We start from the raw sequence: 16,902 nt of genomic DNA on the forward strand, positions 1-16,902 counted from the left end.
ACCCATGAACCGCCCCGAGCATCCCGCACCCATCAACCTGATCGTCGGCGGCGATGACTTCCTGGCCGAACGGCGCAGGCAGGGCATCGTCGACCAAGCGCGGGCCGCCAGCGGAGACCCAAACCTGCCGGTAGAGATGCGCAAAGCCTCGGAACTCAGTGCACCCGAACTGGCCGAACTGCTAAGCCCCAGCCTGTTCGCCGAAGACCGCATTGTGGTCGTCACCGGCGTGGAGGATACGGGCAAGGAGATCGTCGGGCTGCTGGAACAAGCTATCAAGGACCCGGCCGACGGGGTGGTGCTGATCATCGTGCACACCGGCAAGGGGCGCAACAAGAAGCTGGTGGATAGCTGGCCGAAACTCGGCGCGGTGGTATTCCAAGCCGGGGCGCTCAAAGGCCGCGAACAGCTGGCCTTCATCGACCAAGAGTTCCGCAGCCAGGGCGCGCGGGTAACCCGTGAAGTGTGCGAGCTGCTGCTGGACGTGGTGGGCAGCGACCTCCGCCAGCTGGCCAGCGCCATCAGCCAGCTGATCGCAGATACGGACGGCCACGTGGACGCTGCAGCGGTGAAGCGCTACTACCAGGGCAAAGCGGAGGTCAGCGGCTTCGAAGTAGCCGACTACGCCATCGCCGGAAACGTCCGCGCCGCAGTGGCGCTGGCGCGCCGGGCGCTACAGCTGGGCGTGGCGCCGGTTCTGCTGGCCAGCGCGCTGAGCTCCGGGATCGCGGACATCGCGAAGGTGGCGGGCGCGGGCAACATCAACTCCCGCCGGGATGCGGCGAAGTTCGGCATGGCACCGTGGAAGCTGGATAAAACGATCCGCACCGCCCGGCGCTGGACCACCCCCATGATCGCGCAGGCGGTGCAGATCACCGCGGAGCTAGACGCGGGAGTGAAGGGCCACAGCGCCGACCCCGACTTCGCGGTCGAGGACGCGGTGCGGAAAATCGCCTACGTCGCTGGCGGGCAGCCAGCGCGCAGATAGCGCAGCGGGTATAGCGCTACCGGGCGCTGAAGCCCTTCCACACGCCGCAGTGCACAGCGTCGTCGTAGCGGGATTCGAAATCGTACTCGCGGGTTTCCTCCCATGCGTCAACGCCACCCTCCAGGTGGGAGCCGATCAGCGCGCCGGTCAGCGACGCGCGAGTACTGCGGTTGCCCGGCCAGTTCACGGCAACGTGCAGGAAGTCGTGCGGGGCGTACTGATCCTGATTATCCAGGTACAGTTGCGCCAGCAGTAGGGCAGAGGCGGTGCAGGAGCCTGCGTCCCACCCACGACCTAGAATCTGCACGAACTTGCCGCTATGGCGGTACAGCTCCTCGAAGTCGCCCTGCTGCAGGAACGGGGTGAGGTGCTCGTGCACGGCGCTGACCCGCGAGATCAGCTCACTCAGCGGAACGTCAGGGCCGGTCAGATCCGTGATTAGGGCCTCGTCCAGGTCCGTGAGGATGTCCAGCTTCTCCTCGTTGGTCAGCAGGCTATCGTTATCGAAGTTTTCGTCGCCAGCCAGTCCCTCTGCGACGTCGAGCAGGCGGGTGCCCTTCTTCGCAGCCAGCATGCAGGCCACCATGGCGCATGCCGCGCGGGCCACGCCCGAGTCGTGAGTCAAGATGCCCTGCAGGACGGACCAGCCCACGCCTTCATCGGCGGGAGCGAGCAAAGCACTGGCGGCCACGCGCATCACGGCACCGGCGCCACCCGAGTGCGTCGCCACATCGTCCCAGTGCTCCGCCCCGAGCAGGCTCAGCCGCTCCAGAGACTCGGTGTTCGAAGCCCCGGGGTGACGGTCGTAGTCCCTGTCGCCGTGGTAGTTGATGAAGTGCTGGCCGATGGCCTGCATGCCCTCTTCGCGGTCCAGGTCCCCGTCGTCAATCTCCGCCATAGCGGCGCACAGGGCCAGGGTCATCTGCGTAGCGTCGCTGATCACCAGCGAATCGGGTAGCGGGGTGCGCTCGGGCTGCGGCTCGTTCAAGTACGGGTAACCCCACGCATCGCCCAGGGCGGTGCCGAGTAGGGCTGAGCGGAAGCGATCCTTCATCCCTTTGTCGAACTCCTTTGAAAAGTCATTAGCAGCGGTCAGCTGTGGCTGTATCCAGCCCTAATCTAGCTCTTAAGCTTAGGGCATAACGAAAACCCGCACCCGGGGGAGATTGTTGCTGTTGTTGCTTTGTGACGCAACGTCTCAACCTCTGTAGAAGGGTGCGGGCCTCGATTCAGGCAAGTGCCGGCTGGAGAATCTTTTGGATAAACCTTAGGCCATCTTGTTGAAGCGAGCGGCCATGCCGGACTTCTTGTTTGCCGCGTTGTTGCGGTGGATGGTGCCCTTGGTGACGGCCTTGTCGTAGAAGCGGGAAGCGACGCGCAGCTGAGCCTCAGCGGCTTCCTTGTCGCCAGCCTCAACGGCGGCGTTGAACTTGCGGGTCTCGGTGCGCAGGCGGGAACGAATAGCCTGGTTGCGCTTGCGAGCGATCTCGTTGGTGAGAACGCGCTTCTTCTGCTGCTTGATGTTTGCCATGGTGGCGTACCTCTTCTTTCAATAAGTCTTCGGAAAAAACCTGTTCAGGGGAGCGGGCTCCCGCCGCGGCCGCGCGGTCTCTAACACCCCACCCAAGGTCCTGTGGGATGCGGCGTGGCCTCGCAGTGCGTCTCAACAACGGCGCTGGCGCTAGGGGTTAGCGCTAGTGGCTGCTACGAGCAGCACTGTGAACTCGGGAAATGTTAGCAGCAGGGGAGCAGAAAAGGCAAAAAGCTCCGGGCGGGGCTTTTAGCCCCACATCTAGCCCCAGCCGTACTCCTGGCGCAGCACGTTGGCTACTCGATCGAAACGGCGGGAGGGCAGCGGGATGCCGCGGCGCTGGATGTGAGATTCCGGCACCTGCAGCACCTTATCTATACGCACCCAGCTATCGCGGTCCGCGCCGGAGCTCCACGGGCCGGTTCCTATGGGAACCCAGATCGGCTGATCAGCGTACTCCTCGCGGGAGGAAATCAGCAGAGTAAGAAGCCGGTGGCTCTTGCGCCCGACCACAAGCACCGCGCGCCGCTCAGGGGGCACTCCCTTCTTCGGGCGGATGTCTGCCCACACGACCTCACCAGCATCCGCTTGCCCGTCCATGTCCGGGATGTAGGTGACGGGGCGGGCGAGCTCCCGGCTGGGAGTTTTGATGGTTTCGTCCCGGTCGCCCGCCAAACCGGCGTACTCCGCCCCCATTCCCAGGTGTGCATTAAGTTCAGCGATGCCGCGCTTCAGAGCCTGCCGGCGCGTGAAATGACGGATATAAAACCGCTGGAAGAACCCCTTGATGGCCCCAATGGGATTGCGGGATTTCCCCCGTGGGGGCGTCACATCCACAACACTTCCTTCGGAACCAGCCATAGGTGACAGATTACCCGAACCACGTGCGCACAGTAATAAGGTTCGCAGCTAAACCCCGTCTGCTACTTCCGGGGCGATGCATAGTAGGGTTACGCATAAGCGAAAGAGGAGGGCAAATGGCAGCCAAGCAGAAGAATTACGCCACAGAGACGTTTACGGACCCAGAGAGGATCCGCAACTTCTGCATCATTGCCCACATCGACCACGGCAAGTCCACCCTGGCGGACCGTATCCTGCAGATGTCGGGCGTGGTCGAGGACCGCAACATGCGCGACCAGTACCTCGACAACATGGACATCGAGCGCGAACGCGGCATCACCATTAAGGCGCAGAACGTGCGCCTGCCCTGGGTGCCGAAGACCGGCGCGCACGCGGGCGAAGAGCTGGTGATGCACCTGATCGATACGCCTGGCCACGTGGACTTCACCTACGAGGTCTCCCGCGCCCTCGAGGCGTGTGAGGGTTGCATCCTGCTGGTCGACGCAGCACAGGGCATCGAGGCGCAGACGCTGGCGAACCTGTACCTGGCGATGGAAAACGACCTGGAAATCATCCCGGTGCTGAACAAGATCGACCTGCCCGCGGCGGACCCGGAAAAGTACGCCCTGGAGATCGCGCACATCATCGGCTGCGAGCCGGAGGACGTGCTGCGGGTATCCGGCAAGACCGGCGAGGGCGTATCCGAGCTGCTGGATAAGGTCTGCGAGCTGGTGCCCGCGCCCGTCGGCGATGCCGATGCCCCCGCCCGCGCCATGATCTTCGACAGCGTGTACGACATCTACCGCGGCGTGGTGACCTACGTGCGCATGATGGACGGCAGGCTGGAATCCCGCCAGAAGATCGAGATGATGAGCACCGGCGCGACCCACGAGACCCAAGAGATCGGCGTGGTCTCCCCGGAGCCGACGAAGACCAAGGGCCTGGGCGTGGGCGAGGTTGGCTACATCATCACCGGCGCGAAGGACGTCCGCCAGTCCAAGGTGGGCGACACGATCACCTGGGCCGTCAACGGTGCGGAAACCCCGCTGAAGGGCTACCAGGAGCCGACCCCGATGGTGTACTCCGGCCTGTTCCCGATCAGCGCCGACCAGTACCCGGATCTGCGCGAGGCCATCGAGAAGCTGCAGCTCAACGATGCTTCCCTGACTTTCGAGCCCGAGACGTCCGTGGCCCTGGGCTTCGGCTTCCGCTGTGGCTTCCTGGGTCTGCTGCACATGGAGATCACCCGCGCCCGCCTGGAGCGCGAGTTCGACCTGGACCTGATCTCCACCGCTCCTTCCGTGGTGTACCGCGTGGTCAAGGAGGACGGCAGCGAGGTGCTGGTGCGCAACCCTTCGGACTGGCCGGGTGGCAAGATGCGCGAGATCTACGAGCCGATTGTGAAGATGACCGTGATCGTGCCGGCGGAGTTCCTGGGCGCGACGATGGAGCTGTGCCAGTCCAAGCGTGGCCAGATGGGCGGCATGGACTACCTTTCCGAGGATCGTGTGGAGCTGCGCTACACCATGCCGCTGGGCGAGATCATCTTCGACTTCTTCGATCAGCTGAAGTCCCGCACCAAGGGCTACGCTTCGCTGAACTACGAGGAAGCCGGCGAGCAGCTGGCCGACCTGGTGAAGGTGGACATCCTGCTGCAGGGCGACCCGGTGGATGCGTTCAGCGCTATTGTCCACCGCGAGAATGCCCACTGGTACGGCAACAAGATGACGGTGAAGCTCAAGGAGCTCATCCCGCGCCAGCAGTTCGAAGTGCCGGTGCAGGCCGCCATCGGCTCCAAGATCATTGCCCGCGAGAACATCCGCGCCCTGCGCAAGGACGTTCTTTCCAAGTGCTACGGCGGCGACGTGTCACGTAAGCGCAAGCTGCTGGAGAAGCAGAAGGAAGGCAAGAAGCGCATGAAGGCCATCGGTTCGGTTTCTGTTCCGCAGGAGGCCTTCGTCGCGGCTCTGTCTACTGACGCCGACTAGATCTGCCGACTAGATCTTTTGACGCCCACTAGGCTCAGCCGAGCTGGCGCACTGCCGCGGCCAGGCGGTTGATCTCGCTTAAGGAGAGCTCCTCGTTCGCGTGGGCGTTGCAGTAATCCAGCAGGGTATATCCGGTGAGCTGCAGCTGGTTGTGCTTGGCCCACACGCTGCGTGCATAGGGCGAGTTGTTGTTGATCATCTTCATCATGTGCTTGCGCTCGCTGAGCAGCTCGAACTGCAGATCGCGGCGCGCGTAGAGCGCGCGGTCCGGCGGGTTGATCAGCAAGGCGCCCAGCAATGCACCCATTGCCGCTTCGCAGTGGCCTACCAGGCGGCGGTGGTAGTGGGCGTCCGACGTAGTGCGCCACAGCCACAAGAAGATAAACGAGCAGATAACCGCAATACACACCTCGGCGAGGCGATCGATCACCACGTCGCCGAGCGGACGGTCCAGAGAGTTGCCCATCATCAGCGCCATGGGTGTGGTGAAGATGACGGTGAACGCATAGTTCTTGACGATGAAGAACTCCGCGGCGAATTGGCAGGCAGCCAGCAGGAACAGCAGGGGGAGGCCACCGATTTGGAAAGCATGGGCGATGGCGAACAGGCCGATGCCCAGGATGGAGCCCAAGAGACGGTGGACGCCACGGATGGTGCCGGGGACTTTCTCCGGACCCCACTGCAGGATCAGCAGGGCGGTGATCACGCCCCAGTCGGGGCGGTCCAGGCCCAGCCAGATCGTGAGGGCGCAAGAGACCAGGCTGGCCAGCACCACTTTTTCCATGCTGAGCTCTGCATGGCTGTGGATATTGAGGGAACGGCCGAAGCGGTACTTCACTGATGGCTTGTGGTGTGGGATTGCGGTGCGGGTGGGGTCGACCATGCCGTTGGTATCGGAGAAGTCCTCGTCCGTATCTACGTAGCCCGAGTGCGCACTGGCGGCCATGAGTTTCTGGCGGGCCTGCTGCACCTGCACCACCAGGCCGCGTTGTGATTCGCGGACGACCCTGCCGCCGGAGACGATGCCCGCGCCCATGAGCGTGGCCCATGCCTCGGAGAGGGATGTGCGGGCCAGGTAGTAGTTGCCGGGGCTTGGATCCTCAGCGAAGTCTGCTACTGCGTTGTTAAGGGTGCGGATGGCCTGTTGCTCCGGGCCGCGCGGGTTAAACAGGGCGGGGAACATGCCCACGATGATGGCGACGAACGCGCCGAACAGGGCCCAGCCGCCGATGGCTAGCGGGTTGAGGTCGTTGCGGGCGATCATGGTGGCACCGCCGGAGACCATGACGATGAAGAAGCCGCCCGGTGGCGGCAGGCGCAGTGCATTCTGGGCGTAGGTGAACACGCCGGAGAGGAAGGTGCAGTACACGCCGGCGATGAGTAGCCACCAGTGCGAGCCGCCGGAATCCATGTGCTCCCACATCATCTTGCCCAGCCAGGCGGCGATAGTGGGGCAGGCGGCCAGCAGAATGGCGGAGAACGCCATCACCTTCAGGCGGGTGCGGTACGGCAGGTTACCGCCGTAAATGACGGTGAAAGCGCCGCCGGCGACTAGCAACATCGCATCGGTGTGGCCCAGTGACCATGCGATAGTGCCGGGGATCAGCAACGACAGTGCGGCTCGCAGTCCACCAGCCCAGCCCGAGGCCTTTGAGTTGAAGGTACTGAACAGTTCCCAAGCGCTCGGGCGTTGGGGGATGGGGAACTCCGCGGGGTTGCGCGGGGGCTTCGGGAATAGTGGGGAGGGCTGATGGTCGGGGCTGGTTTGGCTCACTGCGTCTGTATGTTTCCTCTTATGCGTCGGCGAAATAGGACGTCCATTGGGACAGTCATAGGGACATTCACAGTGTAGCCCTCGAAATCGAACAATGAACTGTGGGTTGTCCGGCGCAGTGCCTACACTGAGATCCATGAGTTACAAGGACCCGCAGCGCCCGCAGGATAAGGATTATCTGGCTGGCTGGATGCCCGACGAGGATCCACATGATGGGCAGGTCGTGCGCACTTCCGATGAGCAGGATCTGGAAGCTCGTCGCATTCGGTTGTCGAAGTACCGCCCGAGCACCGCGAAGAAGATCGCGGCCTGGCTGGCATTGATCCTGGGTGCGATGATGCTGTTCGGGATCCTATCCGGCTCGATGGAGGACGTCGATGGAGGCCTGAAGATCCTCCTGGCTGTACTTTACTTCCTCATGTTTGCCGGACCGGCACTGTTCTGGATGTATGCGAACAACCGCGATACCAAGGCGGTTCGGCAGTGGGCTGCCACGGAGTCCGGCTACCGGGAAGTGTGGGAATCCTTCGACTCGGCGACACAGTCCATCTTCGCCCGGCCTTCACTGGCAGACGAGCTGCCATTGCTACCGAAGCGCCCTTGGCTGTGGATCTGGATCGCGGAGTTCGCGGTGATCGCCACTGCCGGCGCGCTGACGCCTGCCTAGCGTTCGCCTGATCCGCGCAGGGCGCAGGGAGCCCTACTGGGGAGTGGCGATTGTGAGGTAGTCGAACCACTTCTTTTGTTTCAAGGCGAAGTCTGCCCCAAAGTCGTAATCGTTCGACTTGCCTACCTGACAAGTTAGAGTGCTGCCGTCCGAGCCCACGCGGCAGTCCATCCCATGAGTATCACCGGAATCGGGGTCAGTGACCGTGATGCTTGCACGGGGCAAAGCCGTAACGTTAGGGGCGCTGGCCCTATAGACGTAGGTGGGCTTCAATGCCGCCGCATAAATTACATCGGCGAATTCGCATGACGTACGCAGCGGAACGCTGATCTCAGCGCCATTTGCGGTGACCCCGCAGTCATTTCGCGGGTAAGCAGGTCCCCCGTTGGAAGAGGAAGGTTTGCGTTGGCCTCGCGTCAGCTCAGCTGCGCGGTTGTTGCTTTCTGCGGCAGAGCTGTGACCGGAACCGTGGTTTGAAGCCGGTGGGGTGGGGTTGGGGCCGGACTTCTTGGTGGACTTTGCGCGCGTGGTTTCGTCTGCCTTGTCACCCTTCTTCGAGTCGCCCTTCTTAGAGCTTTCATCCTTGGCGGCGAAATACTGCTGTGCAGAGGCGCTGGCGGAGCTGCTGGAGTCGGCGGCATCGTTGGAATCTTCAGAACCGCAGGCGCTTAAACCCATCGCGGCGACGGTGAGCAAGGCAAGGGCAGACGTGCGCTTCATGAAGCTGTCCTTAAGTTAAGAGAAGAGTCGTATTAATGAAGAAGCTTAGCGCTTCCGCTAGTCATTCACAGTGAGAACGACCTTTCCCAGCGCGTGGCCCGACTCGACCTCCTCGTAGCCCTCGGCGGCGGCGCTGAAGGGCAGCTCCCTGCCGATTACCGGGCGCATCGCACCCTCCGCCACCAAGCGAGCGAGCTCTGCGAAGCGCTCCTGGGTGCGGACTCGAGTGATACCACTGCCACCCAGGCGGGTGGCCAGCTGTTTGTCGGCAGCGCTGCGGATCGCGCCCTCTGGTGCAAGATGCGCAAGCCCCTCCAAGACCTCGCCACCGACGAGGTCCAGGATGCCGTCCATCGGCGGAACAGTAACGTGGGAGCCAGTCTTGCCCAGCTCCGCGGTATCCATAAACCGCGCGCCCAGGCGCTCTACCAGGACCTTCTTGCGAGCACTGGCGATGCCGATGACCTCAATGTCGAAATGCCGCGCCAGTTGCAGGGCATGCGTGCCCACGCCACCGCCCGCGCCGATCACTAGCAGGCGGGCGCCCTCATCCGGCCAAGTTTCCAGGTCGTGCAGTTCTGCCAAAGCGTCGTAGGCGGTCCCGGCGGCCGCGGGTAGGCAGGCGGCATCCGTGGCCTCTACACCGCTGGGGATAGCTGCGGTCGAGGTGGCGTCCAAAAGAACAAAGGAATCACTCGCAGCACCAGTGCCGGAGAAAGCCGAACCAAAGACGTGATCACCTGGCGAAAACCCGGTGGAAGGGGCGGCCTCGACGACGATGCCAGCGGCCTCGCGACCCATGGCCATGGGGAAAGAGACCGGGAAGGAGCCCTGGCGCTGGCCGTTCCGCACTTTAATGTCACCGGGGTTCAGGCTGATCGCCGTGGGGCGGATCAGCACGCTGCCGGGCTGCCAGGTGAGGTCGGCGACGTCGAGGAAGCCGGTGACCTCGGGGCCGCCGAAGGATTCAAAGCCGAAGATACGCATGAATCCCATGGTAGGGGTCCGCTAGTTCTTGGCGAAGCGGCGCATGAGGAAAGCGAACAGAGCGCCGGAGATGTTGTGCCACACGGCGGCGACCGCACCAGGGATGGCAGCCTCCGGAGCCCAGTACTTGCCCGACATGCCAGAGGCCAGGCCAGCGGACTGCGTGGCGACCTCGATGGCGGTGGTGCGGCACACGGCAGCGGATTCGCCGGTAGCGCGGGCGGCGAAGTAACCCAGGACGTAGCCGATGAGGTTGTGGATGATGACGGCAACCAGGACGGTTACGCCGACGTTCATCAGGGTCTCCGAAGACTTAGCCACTGCGGGAAAGACCACGCCACCGATGGCGATGATGGACAGCCACGGCAGGACCGGCAGCAGGAACTGGACGATGCGGTCGAAGATCACACGGATGACCAGGCCGCCGATGACGGGCAGCAGCACGGTCTGGACCAGGCTCCACGCCATGGACTTGCCATCCACCGGGGTTTCCTCGCCCGCGAGCAGCAGCATGATCACCGGGGTGACGATCGGGGAGAGGATCGTGGAGACGGAGGTCATGGTCACGGACAGGGCAACGTCGCCCTTGGCCAGGTAGGAAACCACGTTAGAGGTGGTGCCGCCCGGGACAGAGCCCAGCATCAGCAGGCCGACCGCCAGCATGGGGTTCAGTCCCAGCAGCTTGGCAACGGCCATTGCACCCAGCGGCATGATGACGAACTGTGCCAGCACGCCGATGAAGATCGGCATGGGGCGCTTGATGACCAGTGCGAAGTCCGGCAGCGTCAGCGTGAGGCCCATGCACAGCATGATGATGGCGATCATCGTGGAGATGTGCGCCGCCAGGGGAGTGAAGGTGTCCGGGCTGGCCAGTGCCAGGCCAGCACCGATCAGGATGAATGCGGGGAAGGCCCACACGGCAATGGTGGCGGAGCGTTCCTCAGAGGCATTGGTGGCATTGGTGTTTTCCGCGCCGGTTTTGGGCGCTTCGGTGTTCTTCTCTTTGGTCGTCATGTGACCAGTATATGAGATAGGAGTCTCAAAGTATGAAATTCTCCGGAAAAGCCTGCCGTGAACGGGGGTGGGGGATTGGTTTAGAGTGGTTCTAGCAGCCCCGCGCCCAAGAGAAGGAGTGACCAATGAACCAACCCCGCACCTGGTTCACCAGCGACCTGCACCTTGGCCACCCCTTCGTCGCCGAACTGCGCGGCTACGGCAACAGCGGGGAGATCGATGCGGATGTCGAGCGGCACGACGAAACGATCCTGAATAACCTCACCAGCGCCCTGGCCCCGGGCGATACGTTGTGGGTTCTCGGCGACATTTCCTCTGGGTGGGGTCCGCAGGAAGAGCGAGCGCTGGACCTGCTGGCCCAGGCCTTTTCCGGTCTGGACGTCACCGTTCACCTGATCGCCGGCAACCACGACTCCTGCCATCCGCTGCATGCCAACAGCGCCGAGCGGCAGCGCCGCTTCCTGGAGGTTTTTGATTCCGTGCAGCCCTACCAGTGTGTCGTCCCGTGGGATCTGGACGGCGACGGGGTGGCCGATAACGAGGACCTAGCTAAGAAGGCCGATACCGAGGTCGCCTGGCTGTGCCACTTCCCGCGCCCTGGTCAGGATCACGAGGGCATGGAGTCTCGCTACGACTCTCTGCGCCTGGACGTGCCATACGTCATTCACGGCCACCTGCATTCCGCGGCGCCCATCACTGGGCCGGGTCAGGTCGACGTGGGAGTGGATGCTTGGGATCTGCGCCCCGCCCCATATGAAGAGGTCATGGAGTTGCTTTACCGCGATGCATAGCGCCCAAAGCCGGCGCGTAAGTATCTATTTATGTATATTTATGCTGTGCGTTTATCGCTCGGGGCACTTTGTTGACCCTTTTTCTAGGTGACGCTAACTTCTCGGCGCGCAACAACATGAATAAACGGGACTTGAGGTTATGACGTTCGACTTTTCCCAGTACACCTACCGTCCGCGGCATGCGGCGAAGAGCTCACGCTCCGCTGCAAAGGGCATCGCCACCGCCGCTCTGACCGCCTCCATTGGTGTGGCAGGGTTCGCCGTCCCGGCGAATGCTGCGCCTGCGGGTCCGCCCGCCGGATCGCAGCTTCCGCCCATGCCGCAGGTTCAGCTGCCCCCGCCGCCGCAGCTCCCACAGCTCCCACCGTTGCCTCCGGTTCCGCAGGCTGTGGAGGATGCGCTGAACCAGTTGGGAATGTCCGCCAACCAGATCCCGGGTTCCTCCGCCCCGCAGCGCCCGGCGCCGCACCGGTCGGCACCGAACAATGGCTACAAGGTACGCACGATCCACAACGTGCCCGCGCGCACATCCATGGCAGTGGTGACCAATAACGGCATCGCCAAGACCCCGAACGCGGATGAGTCTCGCCCGGGGCTTTCCATCGTGAAGCTGTACATGGCGGACTACGTGCTGCGCTACGGCGATCGCAGTAACTCCGATCGTTACCTGGCAGAGCGCATGATCCGCTTCTCCGACGACGGTGCAGCCTCCAAGGTCTACCGCAAGTACCCGCGATCTATCAGTACCATCGCCCGCGAGTATGGCCTACGCAACACCCGTGCAGCCGTCCACTGGGGTAACTCCTATACATCCGCGACGGATACCGCTCTATTCCTGCACAAGCTGCGTATCCGCCACCCGCGCTCCCTGGTGCTGCACTGGATGCGCACCGCCAGCCCCGTGGCGGCTGACGGCACCCGCCAGAACTGGGGAACGGTGCACCTGCCGGGCGTCAACGGCACGAAGTGGGGCTGGTCCGATTACGGTCGCCAGACTTTGGCTTCGGCCTCCTTCGGCAACGGATACACCGTGGCCTCCTTCTCCTGGGGCGGCCGTGCGGTGCAGAACGCAGATACTCGAGCGGCAGCAGGATACCTGCGATAGTCTTAAGTCTCGAAGTGCAGTGGCACATAAGCAACTAAGGCACATGAAGGATTGAGCTCGGCTCCTGGTACGGAAAGTTTTTAGGTAATGGCACCACAGAACAAGAACCCTTTCAACAGCGGAGGCAACGGCGCGGACGGGCAGAACGCCGACAATCCGACCGAATATTTGGGGCAAGCCAAGTCGGAAGGGGCAGGTGCGGAGCCCCCGCAGTACCGCCGCCAGGATGATCAGAGCACACAGGTATTCGGAGCCTCCGGTACTGGAAACTCGCAGGGCTACCAGAACACGGGCAATCAGGGGTACGGTGCGCCTGGTTTTAACCCTCAGGGTGGCTACGGCCAGGCAGACCAGCAGGGCTATGGCCAGCAAGGATACGGTCAGGCCGGTCAGCAGGGCTATGGCCAAGCTGCCTACGGTCAACAGGGCTACGGTCAACAGGGCTACGGCCAGCAGGGTTATGGCCAGCAAGGATACGGTCAGGCCGGCCAGCAGGGTTACGGCCAGCCCGGCCAGGCATATGGTCAGGCATACGGCCAGCCCGGCCAGGCATATGGTCAGGCATACGGCCAGCCCGGCCCTAACGGCTCCAACGGACAAGGTGGCAACGGCAAAGTAACCAAGATCGTCGTCGGCCTACTGGTGCTTATCGCGCTGGTAGTTGGCGGTGTGCTGATTTACAACCTGGTCTCCAGCGACGACGACGGCGACGAAAAGCCCACCTCCTCTACATCCGAGACCACGGATACGACGGGGGAGAACAACGAAGAGACTTCGGGGAACCAGAACGAAGACAACCCGCTGACCTCGATCCCCACCCCCTCTGGCATCACTCTGCCCTCGGACTTCCCGGACATGTCTGATTACCAGGATCAGCTCGACGACAGCCTGAAAGATTTGGAAGAGATGCTGAGCAGCATGACCGAAAGCCCCGCCGTGCCCACCGGTAGGCCCAGCTACAACTAGTTAAGCTGCAACGGTGCAAGCTGCAACGGTGCCCAGAACTTAAGGGCGCCAAACTCCAAGCAAAAACAAGAAACCCCCAGGCGGACTTAAAACCTGGGGGTTTCTTGCTGACGTTTCAAGAGGAGAATGACCGTTCGTATGTGGATCCTTTCTGTCGACCACTGAGCACTAATCTAAAGTGCCTTCCTGGAAAAACCCTGTGTACGGTCTGCAAGGTCGCTACGCGTTAGATAGGCTTTTCCCGCAAACGATAAAACCCCTGTTCAAGAACCGAAAACGGGCTCGCTGCAACCAGGAATTCTCACTCTGAGGACATGATTGTCCGGGCGAGGGGATAGGGTATTGCAAGACCTACACACGTTCGAGTACGAAATTGGGGAGTGATCCCGCCATGGAAGGCGAAAAATCTACAGCCGCGGCAAACGCGGAAAAAGTAAAGGTCGACCCGCTAATTTTCTGGGTTGCCTTCGGCTTCATCGTTGCCTTTGTCGGCTACGCGATCATCTTCAAGGACAGGGCCGCAGAAAGCCTGCAGACCGGCGCAAACTGGCTGCTGGAGAACTTCAACTGGCTGTACATTGGCAGCATCTCCTTGGCCTTCCTGTTCCTCATCGTTCTCTTTGTCTCCCGCTTCGGCCGCATGCGCCTGGGCGTAGAAGGTGAGGAGCCTGCATTCCGAACTATGTCTTGGTTCGCGATGCTCTTCGCCGGCGGCCTCGGCTCCGTGCTGATGTTCTACGGTGTGGCCGAGCCGATGAACCACGTCGTCAACGTGCCCATGCAGGACGCAGAACCGATGAGCACCGAAGCGATCGGCGAGGCCATGGGCTTTACCCTGTATCACTTCGGCCTGCACATGTGGGTTATCTTCGCCCTGCCGGGCCTTGCTCTGGGCTACTTCATCTACAAGCGTCACCTCCCGCCGCGCGTATCTAGTATCTTCGCGCCCATTCTTGGCGCCAGTATCTACGGGTGGCCCGGAAAGCTTATTGACGCCCTGTCCATCATCGGCACCGTTTTCGGCATCGCGGTTTCGGTCGGCCTCGGTACGCTACAGATCAACTCTGGCCTGGCCAAGGTGTTCGGCGCGGACACCGTCGCATGGGTGCAGATCAGCATCCTTGTCGTCATCGTGGTGGCGTCGTCCATCTCGGTATCCACGGGGCTGTCGAAGGGCATCAAGTGGCTGTCCAACATCAACATCCTCGCCGCAACTTTGCTGATGGTGTTTGTACTGTTGACCGGCCCCACGCTTCTACTGCTGCGCGGCACGATGGATGCCACCAGCTTGTACGCGGAGTACCTGCCGAAGATCATGTTCTGGTCCGACTCGCAGCAGGTAAACCCCGGCTGGCAGGGTAAGTGGACGGTCTTCTACTGGGCGTGGACGATCTGCTGGTCGCCTTTCGTGGGCATGTTCGTCGCCCGCATTTCCCGTGGCCGTACCGTCCGTGAGTTCATCGGTGGCGTGCTGCTGCTGCCGACTGCGTTCACCATCGTTTGGTTCTCCGTCTTTGGCTACGCCGGCCTGGACATCGAGAAGAAGGAGCCGGGCGTGCTGACCCAGCCGATCGTGGAAGAGGGCGATCCCGCCACCGCGCTGTTCACCTTCTTGGAGCACTTCCCGTGGACCCTTGCCATCAGCATCCTGGCGCTGTTCGTTATCGCCATCTTCTTCGTCACCTCCATCGACTCTGCGGCGCTGATCAACGACATGTTCGCCGCCGGTGAAGAGGGCAAGACCCCGCTGATCTACCGCCTGCTGTGGTGCATCATGATCGGTGCCGTCGCAGGTTCCATCCTGATCATGGCTCCGGATTCCGGAATCGATGCGCTGCAGCAAACCGTGATTATCATTGGCTTCCCATTCGTGCTGTTCAACTTCGTCATGATGTTCTCTCTCGTGAAGGGAATGAACGACGACTCTGCGGCACGCCCCGAGCCGCCGAGCCGCCAGTGGGGCAAGACCGACTCTGCGGAGAAGCTGGCCGAGCACGAAGCTCGCCCGGCCCCTGGCTATGACAACGAGGGTAACGAGCACGCCCGCTTCGAGTACGACGCGGAAGGAAACCTCGTCATCCCTGGCAACGTGCGCATCGAGGGCGACCTGGGAATCGTTGGCGACGTGGACAATGAGGCGGAAGTCGCCCCCGCGCGCCCGATGTACGACCAGGAGGGCGAACTGATTACGGACGAGCCGACTGAGCCCGAAGGCTCGGCGGAGGATGAGGGCGTCAATAAGGAATAGATCAGGAAAAGCGTTAAGCACAATCGCACCTACAACATCGGTAGGCTGGATCTAGTACGAATAAACCTATAAAAAAGGAGTGACCATGGTTCAGCGTGTAGGTGTTATCGGTGCAGGTCTGATGGGATCTGGCATCGCAGAGGTCGCCGCCAAGGCTGGCAGCGACGTGCTGGTTTGGGAGGCCAAGCAGGAGTTCGCCGATGCGGGTAAGGCTCGCATCGAGAAGTCCCTGGACAAGGCCGTCAGCCGCGGCAAGCTGTCCGAGGAGGACCGCGACGCAGCTCTGGGCCGTCTGACCTTCACCACCAAGCTCGAGGACTTCGCTGACCGCGAGCTGGTCATGGAGGCCATCATCGAGAACGAGGACATCAAGAAGGACGTCTTCGCCAAGCTGGATGAGATCGTCGAGGACAAGAAGGCGCCGCTGTGCTCCAACACGTCCTCCCTGCCGATCCAGACCATCGCCAGCGCCACCAAGAACCCGGGCCGTGTGCTGGGTCTGCACTTCTTCAACCCCGTTCCGGTTCTGCCGCTGGTGGAGGTCATCCCGGCGCTGACCACCGACGAGGACGTCGTTGAGGTGGCTCAGACCTACGCCACCGAGAAGCTGGGCAAGCAAGCCATCCGCGCGAAGGACCGCTCCGGCTTCATCGTGAACTTCCTGCTGGTGCCGTACATGCTCTCCGCAGTGCGCATGGTGGAAAACGGCGTGGCAACCCCGGAGGATATCGATACTGGCATGAAGCTGGGCGCTAACCACCCGATGGGTCCGCTGACCCTGGCAGACATGGTTGGCCTGGATACCTGCGCCTTCATCGCAGACGTCATGTACAAGGAGTTCGGCGACCCGAGCTACGCCTGCCCGCCGCTGCTGCGCCGCATGGTTACCGCAGGTCACACCGGGCGCAAGTCCGGCAAGGGATTTTACGAGTACAATTAAACCCACGACACTCGCTAGGTAAATTAAGGGTTCGCAACCGTGGATCTGCCTGGCGGGTTGACCCCAACGAAAGGAAGGCCAACATATGTCCATCGACGATCTGAAGAACAAGGCAGAGGGCGCCGCAGGTCAGGCCAAGGAAGCCGCCGGCGAGGCCACCAATAACCAGGACCTGGCTAACGAAGGTCGCGCAGACCAGACCAAGTCCGACATCAAGGACAAGGCCAACGAGCTGAAGGACAAGGCTTCCGACGCTGTAAACAAGGTTCTGGGCGACGCTCAGAAGTAAAACTTAAAACGACAAATTCCCGGCTGAAAAATCAGCCGGGAATTTTGCTATTGC

16 protein-coding genes are annotated in these 16,902 nt (G+C 62.1%); 9 read left to right on the forward strand and 7 right to left on the reverse strand.

Features of this window, described 5'->3' with window-relative positions; all coding sequences use genetic code 11:
* Positions 1-4: 4 nt before the first annotated feature.
* Positions 5-988, forward strand: coding sequence for a DNA polymerase III subunit delta (gene holA / locus MHX66_RS05805; protein WP_239201104.1), 984 nt, complete (start codon positions 5-7; stop codon positions 986-988).
* Between the two features lie 16 nt (positions 989-1,004).
* Here the strand turns inward: holA and MHX66_RS05810 are convergent, their stop codons facing one another.
* The 3 genes from MHX66_RS05810 to MHX66_RS05820 all read right to left on the reverse strand — a co-directional run bounded on the left by MHX66_RS05810 (position 1,005) and on the right by MHX66_RS05820 (position 3,380).
* Complete coding sequence (locus MHX66_RS05810; RefSeq protein ID WP_239201106.1) at positions 1,005-2,042, reverse strand: ADP-ribosylglycohydrolase family protein; 1,038 nt, start codon at positions 2,040-2,042, stop codon at positions 1,005-1,007.
* Between the two features lie 213 nt (positions 2,043-2,255).
* A complete protein-coding gene (gene rpsT / locus MHX66_RS05815; protein WP_005296442.1) occupies positions 2,256-2,519 on the reverse strand; it encodes a 30S ribosomal protein S20 in 264 nt (87 codons plus the stop codon).
* A 261-nt stretch (positions 2,520-2,780) separates the two neighbouring features.
* Complete coding sequence (locus MHX66_RS05820) at positions 2,781-3,380, reverse strand: type II toxin-antitoxin system PemK/MazF family toxin (protein ID WP_035005334.1); 600 nt, start codon at positions 3,378-3,380, stop codon at positions 2,781-2,783.
* A gap of 116 nt (positions 3,381-3,496) precedes the next feature.
* Here MHX66_RS05820 and lepA point away from each other — a divergent pair, with 116 nt between their 5' ends.
* Positions 3,497-5,347, forward strand: coding sequence for a translation elongation factor 4 (gene lepA, locus MHX66_RS05825; RefSeq protein ID WP_239201113.1), 1,851 nt, complete (start codon positions 3,497-3,499; stop codon positions 5,345-5,347).
* A gap of 34 nt (positions 5,348-5,381) precedes the next feature.
* On the opposite strand, the gene MHX66_RS05830 is transcribed toward lepA, so the two are convergent.
* Positions 5,382-7,121, reverse strand: a complete 1,740-nt coding sequence (locus MHX66_RS05830; RefSeq protein ID WP_239201118.1) for an FUSC family protein — start codon at positions 7,119-7,121, stop codon at positions 5,382-5,384.
* 136 nt (positions 7,122-7,257) lie between these two features.
* Between MHX66_RS05830 and MHX66_RS05835 the strand changes: the two genes are divergently transcribed.
* A complete protein-coding gene (locus MHX66_RS05835; protein WP_239201120.1) occupies positions 7,258-7,788 on the forward strand; it encodes a hypothetical protein in 531 nt (176 codons plus the stop codon).
* A 33-nt stretch (positions 7,789-7,821) separates the two neighbouring features.
* On the opposite strand, the gene MHX66_RS05840 is transcribed toward MHX66_RS05835, so the two are convergent.
* The 3 genes from MHX66_RS05840 to MHX66_RS05850 are packed head-to-tail and all read right to left on the reverse strand — an operon-like array spanning position 7,822 to position 10,509.
* A complete protein-coding gene (locus MHX66_RS05840) occupies positions 7,822-8,508 on the reverse strand; it encodes a hypothetical protein (protein ID WP_239201122.1) in 687 nt (228 codons plus the stop codon).
* A 57-nt stretch (positions 8,509-8,565) separates the two neighbouring features.
* A complete protein-coding gene (locus MHX66_RS05845; RefSeq protein ID WP_239201124.1) occupies positions 8,566-9,495 on the reverse strand; it encodes an NADP-dependent oxidoreductase in 930 nt (309 codons plus the stop codon).
* Positions 9,496-9,516: 21 nt separating this feature from the next.
* Positions 9,517-10,509 (reverse strand): bile acid:sodium symporter family protein, encoded by a 993-nt coding sequence (locus MHX66_RS05850; protein WP_239201126.1) that lies wholly within the window; start codon positions 10,507-10,509, stop codon positions 9,517-9,519.
* A gap of 125 nt (positions 10,510-10,634) precedes the next feature.
* Between MHX66_RS05850 and MHX66_RS05855 the strand changes: the two genes are divergently transcribed.
* From MHX66_RS05855 to MHX66_RS05880, 6 genes are all read left to right on the forward strand, one after another.
* Positions 10,635-11,300: a metallophosphoesterase gene (locus MHX66_RS05855; RefSeq protein WP_239201129.1), complete on the forward strand. Its 666-nt coding sequence runs from the start codon at positions 10,635-10,637 to the stop codon at positions 11,298-11,300.
* A gap of 139 nt (positions 11,301-11,439) precedes the next feature.
* Positions 11,440-12,405, forward strand: a complete 966-nt coding sequence (locus MHX66_RS05860) for a class A beta-lactamase-related serine hydrolase (RefSeq protein ID WP_239201130.1) — start codon at positions 11,440-11,442, stop codon at positions 12,403-12,405.
* A gap of 87 nt (positions 12,406-12,492) precedes the next feature.
* On the forward strand, positions 12,493-13,371 hold the full coding sequence (locus MHX66_RS05865; RefSeq protein WP_239201131.1) for a hypothetical protein: 879 nt from the start codon (positions 12,493-12,495) through the stop codon (positions 13,369-13,371).
* Positions 13,372-13,762: 391 nt separating this feature from the next.
* Positions 13,763-15,619, forward strand: coding sequence for a BCCT family transporter (locus MHX66_RS05870; RefSeq protein ID WP_239201132.1), 1,857 nt, complete (start codon positions 13,763-13,765; stop codon positions 15,617-15,619).
* 85 nt (positions 15,620-15,704) lie between these two features.
* Complete coding sequence (locus MHX66_RS05875; protein WP_239201133.1) at positions 15,705-16,559, forward strand: 3-hydroxybutyryl-CoA dehydrogenase; 855 nt, start codon at positions 15,705-15,707, stop codon at positions 16,557-16,559.
* Between the two features lie 91 nt (positions 16,560-16,650).
* Positions 16,651-16,848 carry a CsbD family protein gene (locus MHX66_RS05880; protein ID WP_192816666.1) on the forward strand — a complete coding sequence of 66 codons (198 nt, stop codon included), beginning with the start codon at positions 16,651-16,653 and terminating at the stop codon, positions 16,846-16,848.
* Positions 16,849-16,902: the final 54 nt, after the last annotated feature.

Source organism: Corynebacterium sp. ACRPH, assembly GCF_022347285.1.
Classification (GTDB): Bacteria; Actinomycetota; Actinomycetes; order Mycobacteriales; family Mycobacteriaceae; genus Corynebacterium.

What these genes read in the sequence shown, in the direction of transcription:
- MHX66_RS05810 (WP_239201106.1), bottom strand. Translation starts at nt 2,042, where the DNA reads ATGAAGGATCGCTTCCGCTCAGCCCTACTCGGCACCGCCCTGGGCGAT.
- lepA (WP_239201113.1), top strand. Translation starts at nt 3,497, where the DNA reads ATGGCAGCCAAGCAGAAGAATTACGCCACAGAGACGTTTACGGACCCA.
- holA (WP_239201104.1), top strand. Translation starts at nt 5, where the DNA reads ATGAACCGCCCCGAGCATCCCGCACCCATCAACCTGATCGTCGGCGGC.
- MHX66_RS05835 (WP_239201120.1), top strand. Translation starts at nt 7,258, where the DNA reads ATGAGTTACAAGGACCCGCAGCGCCCGCAGGATAAGGATTATCTGGCT.
- MHX66_RS05865 (WP_239201131.1), top strand. Translation starts at nt 12,493, where the DNA reads ATGGCACCACAGAACAAGAACCCTTTCAACAGCGGAGGCAACGGCGCG.
- MHX66_RS05845 (WP_239201124.1), bottom strand. Translation starts at nt 9,495, where the DNA reads ATGCGTATCTTCGGCTTTGAATCCTTCGGCGGCCCCGAGGTCACCGGC.
- MHX66_RS05855 (WP_239201129.1), top strand. Translation starts at nt 10,635, where the DNA reads ATGAACCAACCCCGCACCTGGTTCACCAGCGACCTGCACCTTGGCCAC.
- MHX66_RS05840 (WP_239201122.1), bottom strand. Translation starts at nt 8,508, where the DNA reads ATGAAGCGCACGTCTGCCCTTGCCTTGCTCACCGTCGCCGCGATGGGT.
- MHX66_RS05820 (WP_035005334.1), bottom strand. Translation starts at nt 3,380, where the DNA reads ATGGCTGGTTCCGAAGGAAGTGTTGTGGATGTGACGCCCCCACGGGGG.
- MHX66_RS05870 (WP_239201132.1), top strand. Translation starts at nt 13,763, where the DNA reads ATGGAAGGCGAAAAATCTACAGCCGCGGCAAACGCGGAAAAAGTAAAG.
- MHX66_RS05860 (WP_239201130.1), top strand. Translation starts at nt 11,440, where the DNA reads ATGACGTTCGACTTTTCCCAGTACACCTACCGTCCGCGGCATGCGGCG.
- MHX66_RS05850 (WP_239201126.1), bottom strand. Translation starts at nt 10,509, where the DNA reads ATGACGACCAAAGAGAAGAACACCGAAGCGCCCAAAACCGGCGCGGAA.
- MHX66_RS05875 (WP_239201133.1), top strand. Translation starts at nt 15,705, where the DNA reads ATGGTTCAGCGTGTAGGTGTTATCGGTGCAGGTCTGATGGGATCTGGC.
- rpsT (WP_005296442.1), bottom strand. Translation starts at nt 2,519, where the DNA reads ATGGCAAACATCAAGCAGCAGAAGAAGCGCGTTCTCACCAACGAGATC.